The following is an 18,136-nucleotide window of genomic DNA, read 5'->3' as shown; positions in this document are numbered from 1 at the left end:
CGGTTCCATTCGCCCCTTAAGTGAACTTCGGTGAACAGTCTTTTAATTGTGGACGACGACCTTGAGGTCCTCGATCTACTGAAAAAATTCTTCGTGCAGCACGGCTACAGCGTCGAGGTCGCCACCGACGGCCCGTCGCTGTGGACGGCCATCGAGCGACAGCCGCCAGACCTGATCATTCTTGACGTGATGTTGCCGGGGGACAGCGGGCTGATCCTGTGCCAGCAACTGCGGATTCGTTACGCCATGCCGGTGATCATGCTGACCGCCATGGGTGAACTCAGTGACCGGGTGGTCGGTCTGGAACTGGGCGCCGATGATTACCTGACCAAACCCTTCGACGCCCGTGAACTGCTGGCCAGAGTGCGCGCCGTACTGCGTCGGGTGGACGAGCGCCGTCCGGTATCGCAGGAACGGCCACGGCCGCTGATCGACTTCTCCGACTGGCACTTGGACGTCACGCGCCGGGAATTGCGTTCGCCGGACAACGTGCTGATTCCGCTGTCGGCCGGTGAGTTTGACTTGCTGCTGGTCTTCGTCGAACACCCGCAGCGCATTCTCACGCGCGAGCAGTTGCTGGACCTGGCGCGCGGGCATTGCCATGAAGCGTTCGATCGCAGCATCGACGTTCAAGTCAGCCGACTGCGGCGCAAGCTCGAGTCCGACACCAAGCGCCCGGCGATGATTCGCACCGTGCGCAATGGCGGTTACCTGTTCACGCCCAGCGTGACGCGGCGATGAGTTGGTTGAAGCGGATTCGCCGGGATACCGTGGCGCGCTGGATTGCGTTGACGATCATTTTGGCCATGCTCATTTCATTGGCACTCAACGGGCTGTTTATCCAACTGGCCGGCGTCTGGGCGCGCCCGCCGCTGACCGAAATCGGCCTGCTGGAAAAAGCCGCCGCCATCACCCGTGTCATCGAGGCCGCTCCGGCGCCTCTGCGAAACTCATTGGCGCAAGCGGCCGGCGAGAACGGCTTCACCGTCAGTTGGCACCCTGACCGGCACGGTCTCAATCTGCCGACCGTGGACGATCCGAAGTCTGGCATCGGCTCGACCATCCTGCAGCCAATGCTCAGAGCCCCTGACCGGCGCATCGAAGCCTATGAGCCGGCCGACTGGACCGAGCACACGGCGGACGCACATTACGCGCTGCTGATCGAGCTATCGGATTCGACATGGCTGATGTTCTCCGCGCCTTCGCGCAGTTGGGGCCTCGACGAAACGCCACGCTACTTGATCGTGATCCTGCTGGTGCTGATCTCCACCGCCCTAGTCGCGCTGATCGCCACCCGGCGCCTCGCCACACCTTTGCAGCACTTTGCCGACGGTGCCCGACGCTTCGGCGTGGATTTCCGTGCACCGCCCATCGAACCGCTGGGCCCACAGGAAATTCGCCAGGCGATCCTCGCCTTCAACGCTATGCAGGCCCAGCTGCAACACTTCATCCGCGACCGCACGCAAATGCTCGCCGCCATCTCCCACGACCTGCGCGCGCCTCTGACGCGGATGCGTTTGCGGGGCGAATTCATCGAAGACAGCGAGCAACAGCAGCGTTTGTTTCGTGATGTGGATGAAATGCAGGCGATGATCAACTCGGCGTTGGAGTTCTTTCGTGATGATGCCCGGCTTGAGCCGGCGACCCAGTTTGATCTGGCGGAACTGCTGCAAACGCTGCTGGATGATTACCGGGATCAGGGTGTCGAGATTGCTTTCAGTGGGCCGCTGCGTTGGGTGTATTTCGGGCGACCGTCGGGGCTTAAGCGGGTGATGACCAATCTGCTGGATAACGCGATCAAGTACGCGAGTGAGCCGGCGATTGAACTGATCCCGGGTGCTGGAGAGGTGCGGATCAAAGTACTGGATCGTGGGCCGGGTATTCCGGATGCCAGCCTTGAACAGGTTTTTGCACCGTTCTTCAGACTGGAAGGCTCACGAAACAAAAGCACGGGGGGCGTTGGTTTGGGGTTATCGGCGGCGCGGGCGATTGTGCTGGAACACGGAGGCGAGCTGACACTGCGTAATCGATCGAAGGGCGGGATGGAGGCGTTGGTGGTGTTGCCGGTGCAGCCAGGTTGAGGCTTCGGGCTACCACGGGACCGATTCTGATGAGTAGCCCCTGTGGGAGCGAGCCTGCTCGCGAAAGCGGAGTGTCAGGCGCCATATAGGTCGATTGACACTCCCTCTTCGCGAGCAGGCTCGCTCCCACAGGTTTTTCAGTCAGGCTTAAGTCGTGTGGATCTAAGCCTCCCAGCCCGCGCCACTGACCGCCGCCTGCGCCAGTGGGTGCAAGTCTGCCCCCTGATGCGCTGTCTGCCAGGCCAGCAATTCCTTGCGCATGCCGGGCGTCCAGTACATCTGCAGATGATTACGCACGCCGAGCACGGCCTGTTGCTGGTCCGGTTGGCTGGCGAAATACTGGGCGATCTGGTTGGCCATTTTGATCAGGTTTTCAGTGCTCATCGGCGTACCTCGGCTTTAGAGCCACGCGCCTGGCGGCGTTCGTCGAGCAGGCGGTGCTGGTTGTCACTGAACTCCTGATAGCGTTTTTGCCACTCGGAAGGGTGGTAGACGCGGCTCACTTCCACGGCAGTGACCTTGTACTCCGGACAGTTGGTGGCCCAGTCGGAGTTGTCGGTGGTGATCACGTTGGCCCCCGACTCAGGGAAGTGGAAAGTGGTGTACACCACGCCCGGGGCGACCCGTTCGGTGACCCGCGCACGCAGTACGGTCTGGCCGGCGCGGCTGCCGATGCCGACCCAGTCACCCTCGTTGATGCCACGGCTCTCGGCATCGGTCGGATGGATTTCCAGGCGGTCTTCGTCGTGCCAGGCGACGTTTTCGGTACGCCGGGTCTGAGCGCCGACGTTGTACTGGCTGAGGATGCGCCCGGTGGTCAGCAGAAGCGGATAGCGATTGTTGACCTTTTCCTCTGTGGGCACGTAGCCGGTGAGCATGAAACGCCCCTTGCCGCGCACGAACTCCTCGATGTGCATGGTCGGTGTGCCGTCCGGTGCCGCGGCGTTGCACGGCCATTGCAGGCTGCCGTGGCGATCCAGTTCGGCGTAGCTGACGTTGGTGAAGGTCGGCGTCAGGCTGGCGATTTCATCCATGATTTGCGACGGGTGTGTGTAGTTCATCGGGTAGCCCAGGGCGTTGGCCAGGGCCACCGTGCCTTCCCAGTCGGCCTTGCCGCCCAGAGGTTCCATGACCTTGCGCACTCGGGAGATGCGTCGCTCGGCGTTGGTGAACGTGCCGTCTTTTTCCAGGAACGAGCAGCCCGGCAGGAACACGTGGGCGAACTTGGCGGTTTCGTTGAGAAAAATGTCCTGCACCACGATGCATTCCATGGCCGACAGCGCCGCGGTAACGTGTTGGGTATTCGGGTCGCTCTGGGCGATGTCCTCGCCCTGGCAATACAGGCCCTTGAAACTGCCGCTGAGGGCGGCTTCGAACATGTTCGGAATACGCAGGCCCGGGTCGGGTTGCAGAGTGACGTTCCAGGCCTGTTCGAACTGCGCCCGTACCACCTCGTTGGAGATGTGCCGGTAGCCAGGCAGCTCATGAGGGAAGGAGCCCATGTCGCAGGAACCCTGAACGTTGTTCTGCCCACGCAGCGGGTTCACGCCCACGCCTTCGCGGCCGATGTTGCCAGTGGCCATGGCCAGGTTGGCGATGCCCATGACCGCGGTGCTGCCCTGACTGTGTTCGGTGATGCCCAGGCCGTAGTAGATCGCGGCGTTGCCACCGGTGGCATACAGGCGGGCGGCGGCGCGGATGTCGGCAGGTTCTACGCCGCAGATGACGCCGAGGACTTCCGGCGAATTTTCCGCGCGGCTGACAAACTCGCTCCAGTGGGCGAAATCCGTTCCCTCGCAACGGGCGTCGATGAAGGGCTGATTGAGCAGGCCTTCGTTGACGATGACGTGGGCCAGGGCGTTGAGCATGGCGACGTTGGTGCCCGGGCGCAGGGCCAGGTGCAGTTCGGCGCGGGCATGCACCGAGTCCACCAGATCAATGCGTCGTGGATCGATGACGATCAGTCGCGCGCCTTCACGCAGGCGGCGCTTGAGCTGGGAGGCGAACACCGGGTGGGCGTCGCTGGGGTTGGCGCCCATCACCAGGATCACGTCGGCCTGCATCACCGAGTCGAAACTCTGGGTGCCGGCGGACTCGCCCAGGGTTTGTTTCAGGCCATAACCGGTCGGCGAGTGGCAGACTCGCGCACAGGTGTCGACGTTGTTGTTGCCGAACGCGGCGCGCACCAGTTTTTGCACCAGGTAGGTTTCTTCATTGGTGCAGCGGCTGGAGGTGATGCCACCAATGGAGTCGCGGCCGTATTTTTGCTGCAGTCGACGGAATTCGCTGGCGGCGTAGGTCACCGCTTCATCCCAACTGACTTCCTGCCAGGGATCGTTGATGCTTTTACGGATCATCGGTTTGGTGATGCGATCCGGGTGAGTGGCGTAGCCCCAGGCAAAGCGACCTTTGACGCAGGAGTGGCCGTGGTTGGCCTGGCCGTTCTTGTCTGGAACCATGCGCACCAGTTGGTCGCCTTTCATCTCGGCGCGGAACGAGCAGCCCACGCCGCAATAGGCACAAGTGGTGATCACGCTGCGTTCTGGCTGGCCCAGTTCGACCACGCTTTTTTCCATCAGGGTCGCGGTGGGACAGGCTTGCACACAGGCGCCGCAGGACACGCATTCCGAGTCGAGGAAGTTCTCGCCGCCGGCGGCCTCGACCCGGGATTCGAAACCGCGCCCGGTAATGGTCAAGGCAAAGGTGCCCTGGGTTTCTTCACAGGCGCGCACGCAACGGTTGCAGACGATGCACTTGCTCGGGTCGTAGTCGAAGTAAGGGTTGGAAGTGTCCTTCACGTCGGCCAGATGGTTGTCGCCTTCATAGCCGTAACGCACTTCTCGCAGGCCGACCTGACCGGCGACGGTTTGCAGCTCGCAGTTGCCGTTGGCCGAGCAGGTCAGGCAATCCAGCGGGTGATCGGAGATGTACAGCTCCATGACGTTGCGGCGCAGGGTCGCGAGTTTCGGCGTCTGGGTGTGCACGCTCATGCCTTCGGTGACCGGCGTGGTGCAGGACGCCGGATAGCCGCGCATGCCGTCGATTTCAACCAGGCACATGCGGCAGGAGCCGAAGGCTTCCAGGCTGTCGGTGGCGCACAGTTTAGGAATGGTGGTGCCTAGCAGCGCGGCGGCGCGCATCACCGAAGTGCCTTCGGGCACGCTGATGCTGCGGCCGTCGATGTTCAGGGTGATTTGCACCTCGCTGTCGCGGGCCGGTGTACCTAGGTCAAGAGCGCCCGAGGCGATATCGGTGGCAGGGTCGAAGAGAGTGATCATTGGTCGGCCTCCGGAGATTGCAGACCGAAGTCGGCGGGGAAGTACTTGAGGGCGCTGGCTACCGGAAAGGAAACCATGCCGCCCAACGCGCACAGCGAACCGTATTGCAGGGTGTCGCACAGGTCCTTGAGGATGATCACCTGCTCATCGCGACCGCTCTGGTCCGGCGCGGCCAGCAGACGGTCGATCACTTCCACGCCCCGGGTCGAGCCGATGCGGCATGGGGTGCATTTGCCACAGGATTCCTCGGCGCAGAACTGCATCGCAAAGCGCGCCATGTGGGCCATGTCCAAGCTGTCGTCAGCCACTACCACACCACCGTGACCGAGCATCGCGCCGATGGCGGCGAAGGCTTCGTAATCCAGCGGGGTGTCGAATTGCGACGGCGGCACCCAGGCGCCGAGGGGGCCACCAACCTGAGCGGCTTTCAGCGGTCGGCCACTGGCGGTGCCGCCGCCATAGTCTTCCACCAGTTCACGCAGGGTCAGGCCAAAGGCCCGTTCCACCAGTCCACCGTGACGAATATTGCCCGCCAGCTGGAAAGGCATCGTGCCCAGGGACCGGCCCATGCCGTAATCGCGATAGAACTGTGCGCCCTTGGCCAGAATCAGCGGCACCGAGGCCAGGGTCAGCACGTTATGCACCAGGGTCGGCAGGCCGAACAAACCCTGCAAGGCAGGGATCGGCGGTTTGGCGCGGACGATCCCGCGCTTGCCTTCGAGAGAGTCCAGCAGCGCGGTTTCCTCGCCGCAGATGTACGCGCCGGCACCGACGCGCACTTCCATATCGAAGGCCTGACCGCTGCCGCCGACATTGGCGCCGAGGTAACCGGCGGAGCGAGCAATGTCCAGCGCCGCGCGCAGGGTTGCTACGGCAGCCGGGTATTCCGAGCGCACATATATGTAGCCGTAAGTGGCACCGACGGTGATGCCGGCAATGGCCATGCCTTCGATCAGCAGGAAGGGGTCGCCTTCCATCAACATGCGATCGGCAAAGGTGCCGGAATCGCCTTCGTCGGCGTTGCACACAATGTATTTCTGCGCAGCCTGGGTGGCGCGCACCGTGCGCCATTTAATCCCGGCGGGGAAGGCTGCGCCGCCACGGCCACGCAGGCCTGAATCGAACACCTCAGTCGCGGTATGTTCGCCACCAATGGTGACGGCTCTTTTCAAACCCTCGAAACCGCCATGATCCCGGTAATCGTCGAGGTACAGCGGCCGGGTGATACCGGCGCGGGCGAACAGCAGGCGCTGTTGAGTCTTCAGATACGGCAATTCTTCCACCAGGCCCAAGGCCAGTGGGTGAGCGGACGGCTCGCCTTGCAGCGCATAGAGCACGGACGGCACATCGGCAGCTGTCAGCGGGCCGAAGCCGATACGGCCTTGCGGGGTGTCCACTTCCAGCAGCGGTTCCAGCCAGTACAGGCCGCGCGAGCTGGTGCGTTGCAGGTCCAGATTGCTTTCCTGCGACTGATTGGCAAGGGCCAAGGCCACCTCATCGGCGCCCACGGCACGGGCGAGGGAATCACAGGGCAAATAGAGGTGCGGCATCATGCGTCCTCCCGGCAAGCGTCGAGCAAGGCATCCAGACGCTCGGCACTGAGCCGCGCATGCACCTGGCCATCCAATTCCAGAGCGGGCGAACAGGCGCAAGCGCCGAGGCAATACACCGGGCGCAGGCTGATGTTGCCGTCGGCGCTGCTGCCGTGGTCGTCCAGTTGCAGGCGTTCGCGCAGCTGCGCTGCAAGCTGCTCGGCGCCGCGGCTCTTGCAGGACTCGGCCCGGCACAGACGCAGGATATGCCGGGCCGGAGGCGCGGTGCGGAAGTCATGGTAGAAGCTGATCACCCCGCGAACCTCGGCCTGACTCAGGTTTAGCGCGTGGGCAATCTCGGGGATGGCGGCATCGGGGATATAACCGATGCCCTCCTGAATCTCATGAAGAATGGGCAACAGTGCGCCCGGGGAGCGTTTGTGGCGCTCCAGCAGGTTGTTGACCATAGGCAGGTGCAACATCTCATCAGGCATTCAGCATTCCTCACGGTCACGGACAAACCAGAGGGTTGTCGGTCGTCCGAAAGTGTCGGCTGCGGCACTCACACCACGTCACGGAATCGTGGCAATTTCAGGCCGTTGGCCAGGGCACCCTGAGCGGGCATCTTGTTGTGCCCGGCGCGGTCTTCGCCGCACCTCTATAAGGGCATTAAGGCAGCTTGCCACGCCGCTTTTGATTCATCTGCACCAAAGCGACGTGTTCGGTTCTTTCCACGACCTTCTATTGAGTCTAGAAGAGGGCGGCCCGTGGCGTCGTCCCTGAATGGTCGATGGCGTCGAAGTCACCGATCGAGGTGTCCGGAAATTAGTTGACCACTACACAGTTGATCACCAGTTTCCAGTGCTTGTGCCAAGCTGATGGAATGTTAATACGCCTACCGCTCAGGCAAACCTCAGGAAGCTCATGACATGAAGCCCTCTCATGCATCGCACGTCCGTCGAGAATTCTACAAAGCAGTCGGGTTCTACTTCCGCGTTGTCTGGCCGATCTTTTCTATTCTGCTTTTTTCTATCGTGCTGTTCGGCCTCATCATCAGCTACCTGGAGGGCTGGGATCCTTTTGACGGCATCTATTTCGGCTTCGTGACCGGTTTGACCATTGGTTATGGAGAACTCGTGCCGAAACTTGGCATCTCGCGGGTTCTGGCGATTTTGCTGGGGTTCAACGGGGTGTTGATGACAGCGATATTTGCGGCGATCAGTATTCGGGCGATCGAGGTTGCAGTGCGGGCAGCAGGGCCGGAAGAGTCGGGTATGCCGACGGTGTGAAGTCATGCTTGGAATGCGAATGCCTATAGAATCAGCCCAAAGCGGTCAGTCAGAGGCTACGAAGTAGGGGGGATTCAGTGACGACGTGGCCTGGGTTCTCTGCGGCCCTGATGTTTTGTGCAGCCTTGGAAGTTTTCATAATGGCAAGTCAGGCGCTTTGCTAAGGAAAATAATTACTAGACGGGGGTTGACCACGTATTTTAATACTGTACTATTCGCCTCCCGCTAACGAGCAGCTTAATGTTGCTTCTGGTGTAAGTTGTTGATTTTGTTAATGAAGTCAGAAACTTTTAAGGTTGCTACTTGAGGAGATGTGCTGTAGAGTACGCCCCTCGGTTGAGACGAAAGATCTTAACCAACCGCTCTTTAACAACTGAATCAAGCAATTCGTGTGGGTGCTTGTGGAGTCAGACTGATAGTCAACAAGATTATCAGCATCACAAGTTACTCCGCGAGAAATCAAAGATGTAACCAACGATTGCTGAGCCAAGTTTAGGGTTTCTTAAAAACCCAAAGATGTTTGAACTGAAGAGTTTGATCATGGCTCAGATTGAACGCTGGCGGCAGGCCTAACACATGCAAGTCGAGCGGCAGCACGGGTACTTGTACCTGGTGGCGAGCGGCGGACGGGTGAGTAATGCCTAGGAATCTGCCTGGTAGTGGGGGATAACGCTCGGAAACGGACGCTAATACCGCATACGTCCTACGGGAGAAAGCAGGGGACCTTCGGGCCTTGCGCTATCAGATGAGCCTAGGTCGGATTAGCTAGTTGGTGAGGTAATGGCTCACCAAGGCGACGATCCGTAACTGGTCTGAGAGGATGATCAGTCACACTGGAACTGAGACACGGTCCAGACTCCTACGGGAGGCAGCAGTGGGGAATATTGGACAATGGGCGAAAGCCTGATCCAGCCATGCCGCGTGTGTGAAGAAGGTCTTCGGATTGTAAAGCACTTTAAGTTGGGAGGAAGGGCATTAACCTAATACGTTAGTGTTTTGACGTTACCGACAGAATAAGCACCGGCTAACTCTGTGCCAGCAGCCGCGGTAATACAGAGGGTGCAAGCGTTAATCGGAATTACTGGGCGTAAAGCGCGCGTAGGTGGTTTGTTAAGTTGGATGTGAAATCCCCGGGCTCAACCTGGGAACTGCATTCAAAACTGACAAGCTAGAGTATGGTAGAGGGTGGTGGAATTTCCTGTGTAGCGGTGAAATGCGTAGATATAGGAAGGAACACCAGTGGCGAAGGCGACCACCTGGACTGATACTGACACTGAGGTGCGAAAGCGTGGGGAGCAAACAGGATTAGATACCCTGGTAGTCCACGCCGTAAACGATGTCAACTAGCCGTTGGGAGCCTTGAGCTCTTAGTGGCGCAGCTAACGCATTAAGTTGACCGCCTGGGGAGTACGGCCGCAAGGTTAAAACTCAAATGAATTGACGGGGGCCCGCACAAGCGGTGGAGCATGTGGTTTAATTCGAAGCAACGCGAAGAACCTTACCAGGCCTTGACATCCAATGAACTTCCCAGAGATGGGTTGGTGCCTTCGGGAACATTGAGACAGGTGCTGCATGGCTGTCGTCAGCTCGTGTCGTGAGATGTTGGGTTAAGTCCCGTAACGAGCGCAACCCTTGTCCTTAGTTACCAGCACGTTAAGGTGGGCACTCTAAGGAGACTGCCGGTGACAAACCGGAGGAAGGTGGGGATGACGTCAAGTCATCATGGCCCTTACGGCCTGGGCTACACACGTGCTACAATGGTCGGTACAGAGGGTTGCCAAGCCGCGAGGTGGAGCTAATCCCAGAAAACCGATCGTAGTCCGGATCGCAGTCTGCAACTCGACTGCGTGAAGTCGGAATCGCTAGTAATCGCGAATCAGAATGTCGCGGTGAATACGTTCCCGGGCCTTGTACACACCGCCCGTCACACCATGGGAGTGGGTTGCACCAGAAGTAGCTAGTCTAACCTTCGGGAGGACGGTTACCACGGTGTGATTCATGACTGGGGTGAAGTCGTAACAAGGTAGCCGTAGGGGAACCTGCGGCTGGATCACCTCCTTAATCGACGACATCAGCTGCTCCATAAGCTCCCACACGAATTGCTTGATTCATTGAAGAAGACGAGAGGCCAGCCTTTAAGGTGGTCTGTTTTGTTAGAGTTTAGAAATGAATATTCCAGTATGAATATTGATTTCTAGCCTTTGGCTAGATCGTTCTTTAAAAATTTGGGTATGTGATAGAAAGATAGACTGAACGTTACTTTCACTGGTAACGGATCAGGCTAAGGTAAAATTTGTGAGTTGCTCTGTATGAGCAAGAATCGAATTTTCGGCGAATGTCGTCTTCACAGTATAACCAGATTGCTTGGGGTTATATGGTCAAGTGAAGAAGCGCATACGGTGGATGCCTTGGCAGTCAGAGGCGATGAAAGACGTGGTAGCCTGCGAAAAGCTTCGGGGAGTCGGCAAACAGACTTTGATCCGGAGATGTCTGAATGGGGGAACCCAGCCATCATAAGATGGTTATCTTAAGCTGAATACATAGGCTTAAGAGGCGAACCAGGGGAACTGAAACATCTAAGTACCCTGAGGAAAAGAAATCAACCGAGATTCCCTTAGTAGTGGCGAGCGAACGGGGACTAGCCCTTAAGTGGCTTTGAGATTAGCGGAACGCTCTGGAAAGTGCGGCCATAGTGGGTGATAGCCCTGTACGCGAAAATCTCTTGGTCATGAAATCGAGTAGGACGGAGCACGAGAAACTTTGTCTGAATATGGGGGGACCATCCTCCAAGGCTAAATACTACTGACTGACCGATAGTGAACTAGTACCGTGAGGGAAAGGCGAAAAGAACCCCGGAGAGGGGAGTGAAATAGATCCTGAAACCGTATGCGTACAAGCAGTGGGAGCCCACTTTGTTGGGTGACTGCGTACCTTTTGTATAATGGGTCAGCGACTTATTTTCAGTGGCGAGCTTAACCGAATAGGGGAGGCGTAGCGAAAGCGAGTCTTAATAGGGCGTCTAGTCGCTGGGAATAGACCCGAAACCGGGCGATCTATCCATGGGCAGGTTGAAGGTTGGGTAACACTAACTGGAGGACCGAACCGACTACCGTTGAAAAGTTAGCGGATGACCTGTGGATCGGAGTGAAAGGCTAATCAAGCTCGGAGATAGCTGGTTCTCCTCGAAAGCTATTTAGGTAGCGCCTCATGTATCACTGTAGGGGGTAGAGCACTGTTTCGGCTAGGGGGTCATCCCGACTTACCAAACCGATGCAAACTCCGAATACCTACAAGTGCCGAGCATGGGAGACACACGGCGGGTGCTAACGTCCGTCGTGAAAAGGGAAACAACCCAGACCGTCAGCTAAGGTCCCAAAGTTATGGTTAAGTGGGAAACGATGTGGGAAGGCTTAGACAGCTAGGAGGTTGGCTTAGAAGCAGCCACCCTTTAAAGAAAGCGTAATAGCTCACTAGTCGAGTCGGCCTGCGCGGAAGATGTAACGGGGCTCAAACCATACACCGAAGCTACGGGTATCACTTAGGTGATGCGGTAGAGGAGCGTTCTGTAAGCCTGTGAAGGTGAGTTGAGAAGCTTGCTGGAGGTATCAGAAGTGCGAATGCTGACATGAGTAACGACAATGGGTGTGAAAAACACCCACGCCGAAAGACCAAGGTTTCCTGCGCAACGTTAATCGACGCAGGGTTAGTCGGTCCCTAAGGCGAGGCTGAAAAGCGTAGTCGATGGAAAACAGGTTAATATTCCTGTACTTCTGGTTATTGCGATGGAGGGACGGAGAAGGCTAGGCCAGCTTGGCGTTGGTTGTCCAAGTTTAAGGTGGTAGGCTGGAATCTTAGGTAAATCCGGGATTCCAAGGCCGAGAGCTGATGACGAGTTACCCTTTGGGTGACGAAGTGGTTGATGCCATGCTTCCAAGAAAAGCTTCTAAGCTTCAGGTAACCAGGAACCGTACCCCAAACCGACACAGGTGGTTGGGTAGAGAATACCAAGGCGCTTGAGAGAACTCGGGTGAAGGAACTAGGCAAAATGGCACCGTAACTTCGGGAGAAGGTGCGCCGGTGAGGGTGAAGCATTTACTGCGTAAGCCCATGCCGGTCGAAGATACCAGGCCGCTGCGACTGTTTATTAAAAACACAGCACTCTGCAAACACGAAAGTGGACGTATAGGGTGTGACGCCTGCCCGGTGCCGGAAGGTTAATTGATGGGGTTAGCTAACGCGAAGCTCTTGATCGAAGCCCCGGTAAACGGCGGCCGTAACTATAACGGTCCTAAGGTAGCGAAATTCCTTGTCGGGTAAGTTCCGACCTGCACGAATGGCGTAACGATGGCGGCGCTGTCTCCACCCGAGACTCAGTGAAATTGAAATCGCTGTGAAGATGCAGTGTATCCGCGGCTAGACGGAAAGACCCCGTGAACCTTTACTATAGCTTTGCACTGGACTTTGAATTTGCTTGTGTAGGATAGGTGGGAGGCTTTGAAGCGTGGACGCCAGTTCGCGTGGAGCCAACCTTGAAATACCACCCTGGCAACTTTGAGGTTCTAACTCAGGTCCGTTATCCGGATCGAGGACAGTGTATGGTGGGTAGTTTGACTGGGGCGGTCTCCTCCTAAAGAGTAACGGAGGAGTACGAAGGTGCGCTCAGACCGGTCGGAAATCGGTCGTAGAGTATAAAGGCAAAAGCGCGCTTGACTGCGAGACAGACACGTCGAGCAGGTACGAAAGTAGGTCTTAGTGATCCGGTGGTTCTGTATGGAAGGGCCATCGCTCAACGGATAAAAGGTACTCCGGGGATAACAGGCTGATACCGCCCAAGAGTTCATATCGACGGCGGTGTTTGGCACCTCGATGTCGGCTCATCACATCCTGGGGCTGAAGCCGGTCCCAAGGGTATGGCTGTTCGCCATTTAAAGTGGTACGCGAGCTGGGTTTAGAACGTCGTGAGACAGTTCGGTCCCTATCTGCCGTGGACGTTTGAGATTTGAGAGGGGCTGCTCCTAGTACGAGAGGACCGGAGTGGACGAACCTCTGGTGTTCCGGTTGTCACGCCAGTGGCATTGCCGGGTAGCTATGTTCGGAATAGATAACCGCTGAAAGCATCTAAGCGGGAAACTAGCCTCAAGATGAGATCTCACTGGGACCTTGAGTCCCCTGAAGGGCCGTCGAAGACTACGACGTTGATAGGTTGGGTGTGTAAGCGCTGTGAGGCGTTGAGCTAACCAATACTAATTGCCCGTGAGGCTTGACCATATAACACCCAAGCAATTTGCGTCGAAAGGCCAGATTGCGGTGTGTGAAGACGCAACGAACCGAAAATTCGAGAGACTCACAAAACACCCGCTGTCACATACCCGATTTGCTGAAGCGAGGCCGACTGGCCACGACTCGGTACCCGAATTTCTTGACGACCATAGAGCATTGGAACCACCTGATCCCATCCCGAACTCAGCAGTGAAACGATGCATCGCCGATGGTAGTGTGGGGTTTCCCCATGTGAGAGTAGGTCATCGTCAAGATTAAATTCCGAAACCCCTATCTGCGAATGCAGGTAGGGGTTTTGTTTGTCCTCGAAAAAAGCATCCTGAGACTGATACAGAGTCACCGTCCGGCCGTATACGTCCGGCATCACGCCTTGCGTAATTAAACCGGTTGCCACTTATGCGGCAGCAACTGATCGATTTCACTCGTCCGCTGCGTCGGCAGGCGCGTGAGAACATCTTTCAGATACGCGTACGGATGATGACCACTCAGCCGTGCAGACTGGATCAAACTCATGATTGCCGCCGCCCGTTTGCCGCTGCGCAGCGGACCTGCGAAGAGCCAGTTCTTGCGCCCCAGTGCACACGGACGGATCTGGTTCTCGCACCAATTATTATCAATGGGTACGGCCCCGTCATCGAGGTAGCGCGACAGCCCTGCCCAGCGTTTCAAGCTGTAATCCAGCGCTCTGCTGATAGCCGAACCTTCAGGCACGAGATCGCGCTGGGCGATCATCCAGGCGTGTAGTGTCTTCATCACCGGCACGGCTTTTTCTTGCCGTATTCGGCAGCGTAAATCCGGCTCCAGGTCGCGGATTTCGCTCTCGATTTCGTACAGCAACTGGATGTAGCGCAGGGCTTGTTCGGCGAGCATGCTCTTGTTGGTGGCGTGCAGTTCGAAGAACTTGCGCCGCGCATGGGCCATGCAGCCGATCTCGGTCACGCCGAGTTCGAAGCTGGCCTTGTAACCGCCAAAATCATCACACACCAGCTTGCCCCGCCAGTCTTGCAGGAAGTTGCGAGCGTGCTCACCGGCGCGGCTGGGGCTGAAGTCATAAACAACCGCTGCCGTTTCGCAGAATTGGCTGGTGGCGTAGGCCCACACCTAAGAACGATGGGTGTTCTTCGCGCCCGGAGCGAGCATCTGCACCAGTGTTTCATCGGCGTGGATGACCTGCTGCCCGAGCACTACATCGCGTAGCGCATCGACCAGAGGCTGTAACTGCACACCTGTCACGCCAACCCATTGCGCCAACGTTGAACGTGGAATCGCCAGGCCCGCTCTACCGAAAATCGATTCCTGACGGTAAAGAGGCAGATGGTCGGCAAACTTCGCGATCATGACGTGGGCCAACAGCCCGGCGGTCGGGATACCCTTGTCGATGACCTGTGCCGGAACGGGTGCCTGGATCAGTGTTTCGCAGTCATCGCATACCCACTTGCCACGGACATGGCGCTCGACGGTAAATACGCCGGGCGTGTAGTCCAGCTTCTCGCTGACGTCCTCACCGATGCGCTTGAGTGCACAGCCGCATGGGCAGTGGGTGTTGTCCGGTTCGTGATGGATCAACGTGCGTGGAAATTCTGCCGGCAACGCGGTGCGCTTGGGCTTTTGCTTTTTCTCGGTCGGCGTAGGAGCTGTTTGCAAGGCTTGAAGCTCAGCTTCAATCGCCGCGATATCGGTATCGATCAAGTCGTCGAGCAAGCTGGCCTGCTGCGGATTCAACTGCTCGCTACGCTTGGCAAACTTCAAGCGCTTGAGTTGCGCGATCTCATGGGTCAGTTTCTCGATAACCGTCTGGTCGCGGTTGATCTTCTTGCCCATGGTCTCGACCGTCTTGCCCATCGTCTCGACTTGCTGGTCGAGTGTCTCGACACGCTGTATCAACTGCGCCGCCAAAGCGCGCAGTTGTTCAGGGGTAAGGTGATCGAGATTGGGGAGCGAAGTCATGGTGCCGATTTTGCCAGACCAGGCAATTCGCGGCGATAGACCGATAGGCTAATGGAAGCCGTTAAAGCAGTGTGATCGCACCGCCGGAGCCCGCGCGCTGCCACGGCAGGCCCAACACCAGGGCCTGGAGTTGCTCGGTATCCAGCTCTATTTCAGCGCCATGGCGAATGCCTGGCCAGTGGAACTTATCTTGGTTCAACCGGCGAGCAGCCAGCCAGATGCCGAAGCCGTCATGCACCAGAACTTTCATCCGAGTGGCGCGGCGGTTGGCGAACAGATAAGCACAGTGCGGCTTCGCCGCACCGAACATCGCTATCAACTCTGGCCAACGCGGTCTCGGTGCCGGCACGCATGTCCATGGGGTCGGTGGCGAGCCAGATGGAGTCGATGCGAATCATTGAGCGAGCCCACGGATGAATCGGGCGCATCCTTCGGGATCGGAAGTTGGCCACTTTACCGTGAGCATTTGCTGGCCGAGCGGTAACTCGATGATCGCCAACGCTTCGGTCTTTCGCTTTGGTTCGACTTTCAAAGGAATGAAAGCTGGCAGAGCGACTGCCTGCTGATCCCGGTAAAGCGATATCCCTTACCAACTTTCCGCTGACTTCAAACGCCCCGCAAGTCGTCCAGCCACTGGCAGAGTGTCACTCCGAGATGATTGTTGAAGTGGGAAAAGCCAAGCTACACATCACCGGTACGCCTGACCCGCAGACCGTGCAACTTATCTTGCAGCAGCTCCTGCGATGATTGTCCCTCCCGCTGGAACCCGTATCTGGATCGCCGCCGGCGTCACGGAATGCGCCGTGGCTTCGCGATTGAAGAAGCTGCGTGCTGGGCTCACGCCCGCCGCAAGTTCTACGATGTCTGCAAAGACCTGGTCTCGCCGCTTGCCGCCCAGGCGCTACAACGGATTGCGGCACTGTATGCCATCGAAAGCGAGATTCGAGGGCAGCCGCCCAACCTGCGAAAAGCGGTTCGGCAAAGCCGAGCCAGTCCGCTGCTGAAACAACTACACGCGTGGCTTAACCAGACGCTGACTCAACTGTCGAAAAAATCGGTGCCTGAAAACATTACCTTGAGCAAGTTGCATCACGTGATTCAAGGCGGTAATGGGCTGGAGTGGTAGCGACTTGCACGAGTTTTTAATTGATGGGGAAAGTTATGGCGTACCCGAGTCAGGTTGGGGCTCGGCGGTGGTCTCGGAACAGCGCAAGACGCTGATCAAGGTGTTGTACGCAAAGAAAACGTTTCGCTATGTTTATGACTTCGGCGATAACTGGGAACACCGCATCAAAGTTGAAAAAATCTTGCCTGCCATTGTTTGTCCTCAAGTGCCGTACTGCATCGATGGCACCAGTGCTCGGCGTTTGATTGTGATCGCGTTTATCAATGGTTGAAGCAGGTCAAGGTCTCAGCAAGAGTGGATTGGGCGTACGGTTACGCTATCTTGGGATTTTCGGCGTGCAATTCCGCGGCAGCAAGGCCTCGAAGTCTTCTGCGTTCGAGGCTGTGGCAGGCGCTCAAGCGCCTGCCAACAGCCACGCATAGGGCTCTTGGCCTTTGCCTTTGATCGGGCAGTTCGTGATACGTGGAAGATCGGTGCGCTCCCGGTACAAAATGTTCACTCGATTTCGAGGCTTGTTGAGGAAAACGAAAAGCACCGGGTCAAACACCGCGACCTTGATGTCCAGTGCTGTGAAAGATAGTTATTTATATTGGTTAGTGTTTGTTTTGTAAGCTGTAGTCGTCGGATAGACAATATGATTTTATCGCTTTCATACATATGGAAATCACCTGGTTTTCATAGAGATTTTTTATGTTTGATATGTATAGATTTCTTGCGGTCTCTGTATTTTTTTTGCTGTTTTTTTACAAGAGCGATAGTTTTTCTTAGTTTAGGAAGTTCGATAAAAATGAAATTAGGAGGCTCTTTTTCTATGCCTGCATAGCCCCTGAATGTGTAGATGTTCATGGGTGTTTGCCTGCAAAGTGCGGACTATCATATTTTGCGCATTTGAAGTCGGAAGCCCGATTCCTGGGGTGACTATTTAATGGCGATAGGAAGTCGTGCGGCAAGTCTGTTTCGTGGCTTTGACGGGGGCCAGACATGTGTTGGATGCCTGCTGACCTGATGCGATGGTTGTGGCGCAGTTATAAAATAGATCCGAATATTAGGGCGAAGACGACCTTTGCAACTGGGGCATTACCCGGGGGGGGCTCTGTCAGAATCCAAAGACCCCGGCAGCTTCATTCACTGAATGTCTATCAAATAGTGCTTGAGCGCGAGTAGCGGGGAACTAAGCTGCTCCATCGTTCGTGCGCCGCTGAAATCTGCCGCCAACCTATGCAGTTCGCGACCCAAGACTGTATTAACGCCCCCGATAGCGTTTAGCGCCAGGCTCAGGCATTCGTTCACCTTCTTCTGAATCGCCTCAACATCACCCCTACGCACCAGCAACCCAAACACCTCCCTCTCATATTCACTCATCATTAGATCGTCACGCAGAATCGGACTTGAATCCTCCGTTTCGTAAGCGAGCTTCAGGGAGAACAGGGCGACGGTTTCCAGGAGCAATTCCATTGAAGGGAATCCTTGTGAAATGTTCCGCCGATGCGGGCGGTGTAGAAGAACAGCAGGATCAAAAGATCAGCTCCTACCGGATCGCGGCGGGGCGGGGTGGCTTTTTTTGCAGACGAAAAAAAAGGCCTTGCAAAGCAAGACCTTTCTT

10 protein-coding genes, 3 rRNA genes and 4 pseudogenes are annotated in these 18,136 nt (G+C 57.1%); 8 read left to right on the top strand and 9 right to left on the bottom strand.

Translation table 11 applies throughout. From position 1 onward, the window contains the following. Positions 1-30: 30 nt before the first annotated feature. Positions 31-741 carry a response regulator gene (locus ACYZUA_RS26565; protein ID WP_461961232.1) on the top strand — a complete coding sequence of 237 codons (711 nt, stop codon included), beginning with the start codon at positions 31-33 and terminating at the stop codon, positions 739-741. After that, complete coding sequence (locus ACYZUA_RS26560; RefSeq protein ID WP_461961231.1) at positions 738-2,081, top strand: sensor histidine kinase; 1,344 nt, start codon at positions 738-740, stop codon at positions 2,079-2,081. Before ACYZUA_RS26565 ends, ACYZUA_RS26560 begins: the two co-directional genes overlap by 4 nt. Before the next feature lie 162 nt (positions 2,082-2,243). Here the strand turns inward: ACYZUA_RS26560 and ACYZUA_RS26555 are convergent, their stop codons facing one another. The 4 genes from ACYZUA_RS26555 to ACYZUA_RS26540 are packed head-to-tail and all read right to left on the bottom strand — an operon-like array spanning position 2,244 to position 7,385. After that, positions 2,244-2,465: a formate dehydrogenase subunit delta gene (locus ACYZUA_RS26555; RefSeq protein ID WP_461961230.1), complete on the bottom strand. Its 222-nt coding sequence runs from the start codon at positions 2,463-2,465 to the stop codon at positions 2,244-2,246. Further along, entirely contained in the window at positions 2,462-5,359 is a 2,898-nt protein-coding gene (gene fdhF / locus ACYZUA_RS26550) for a formate dehydrogenase subunit alpha (protein ID WP_461961229.1), read from the bottom strand. Before fdhF ends, ACYZUA_RS26555 begins: the two co-directional genes overlap by 4 nt. Further along, complete coding sequence (locus tag ACYZUA_RS26545; protein WP_461961228.1) at positions 5,356-6,912, bottom strand: formate dehydrogenase beta subunit; 1,557 nt, start codon at positions 6,910-6,912, stop codon at positions 5,356-5,358. The genes fdhF and ACYZUA_RS26545 overlap by 4 nt, the downstream gene beginning before the upstream one ends. Then, positions 6,909-7,385: a formate dehydrogenase subunit gamma gene (locus ACYZUA_RS26540; RefSeq protein ID WP_461961227.1), complete on the bottom strand. Its 477-nt coding sequence runs from the start codon at positions 7,383-7,385 to the stop codon at positions 6,909-6,911. Before ACYZUA_RS26540 ends, ACYZUA_RS26545 begins: the two co-directional genes overlap by 4 nt. Before the next feature lie 435 nt (positions 7,386-7,820). On the opposite strand from ACYZUA_RS26540, the gene ACYZUA_RS26535 reads away from it, so the two are divergent. The 4 genes from ACYZUA_RS26535 to rrf all read left to right on the top strand — a co-directional run bounded on the left by ACYZUA_RS26535 (position 7,821) and on the right by rrf (position 13,714). Further along, a complete protein-coding gene (locus tag ACYZUA_RS26535) occupies positions 7,821-8,180 on the top strand; it encodes a potassium channel family protein (RefSeq protein WP_461961226.1) in 360 nt (119 codons plus the stop codon). A gap of 522 nt (positions 8,181-8,702) precedes the next feature. Beyond that, positions 8,703-10,241 (top strand): 16S ribosomal RNA (locus ACYZUA_RS26530). 315 nt (positions 10,242-10,556) lie between these two features. Next, positions 10,557-13,448 (top strand): 23S ribosomal RNA (locus ACYZUA_RS26525). 150 nt (positions 13,449-13,598) lie between these two features. Further along, a 5S ribosomal RNA gene (gene rrf / locus ACYZUA_RS26520) occupies positions 13,599-13,714 on the top strand. Together the 16S, 23S and 5S rRNA genes form the textbook arrangement of a ribosomal RNA operon. 124 nt (positions 13,715-13,838) lie before the next feature. On the opposite strand, the pseudogene tnpC reads toward rrf, so the two are convergent. Then, positions 13,839-15,407, bottom strand: a pseudogene (gene tnpC / locus ACYZUA_RS26515) (IS66 family transposase). A gap of 61 nt (positions 15,408-15,468) precedes the next feature. Beyond that, entirely contained in the window at positions 15,469-15,756 is a 288-nt protein-coding gene (tnpB, locus tag ACYZUA_RS26510) for an IS66 family insertion sequence element accessory protein TnpB (RefSeq protein WP_461961225.1), read from the bottom strand. A 465-nt stretch (positions 15,757-16,221) separates the two neighbouring features. Here tnpB and ACYZUA_RS26505 point away from each other — a divergent pair. Both ACYZUA_RS26505 and ACYZUA_RS26500 read left to right on the top strand, forming a co-directional pair. Then, a pseudogene (locus ACYZUA_RS26505) lies at positions 16,222-16,464 on the top strand (IS66 family transposase); the annotation flags it as partial. Next, positions 16,465-16,768: pseudogene (locus tag ACYZUA_RS26500) on the top strand (plasmid pRiA4b ORF-3 family protein); the annotation flags it as partial. It lies immediately after the preceding pseudogene. Positions 16,769-16,849: 81 nt separating this feature from the next. Here the strand turns inward: ACYZUA_RS26500 and ACYZUA_RS26495 are convergent. The 3 genes and pseudogenes from ACYZUA_RS26495 to ACYZUA_RS26485 all read right to left on the bottom strand — a co-directional run. Next, a pseudogene (locus tag ACYZUA_RS26495) lies at positions 16,850-16,975 on the bottom strand (transposase domain-containing protein); the annotation flags it as partial. Positions 16,976-17,208: 233 nt separating this feature from the next. Next, positions 17,209-17,379 carry a hypothetical protein gene (locus ACYZUA_RS26490; RefSeq protein WP_461961224.1) on the bottom strand — a complete coding sequence of 57 codons (171 nt, stop codon included), beginning with the start codon at positions 17,377-17,379 and terminating at the stop codon, positions 17,209-17,211. A gap of 279 nt (positions 17,380-17,658) precedes the next feature. Continuing rightward, positions 17,659-17,988 (bottom strand): hypothetical protein, encoded by a 330-nt coding sequence (locus ACYZUA_RS26485; protein ID WP_461961223.1) that lies wholly within the window; start codon positions 17,986-17,988, stop codon positions 17,659-17,661. Positions 17,989-18,136 lie beyond the last annotated feature (148 nt).

The sequence above is a fragment of the Pseudomonas sp. LS2P72 genome (assembly GCF_054897865.1).
This window is presented reverse-complemented; position numbering and strand designations above follow the sequence as displayed.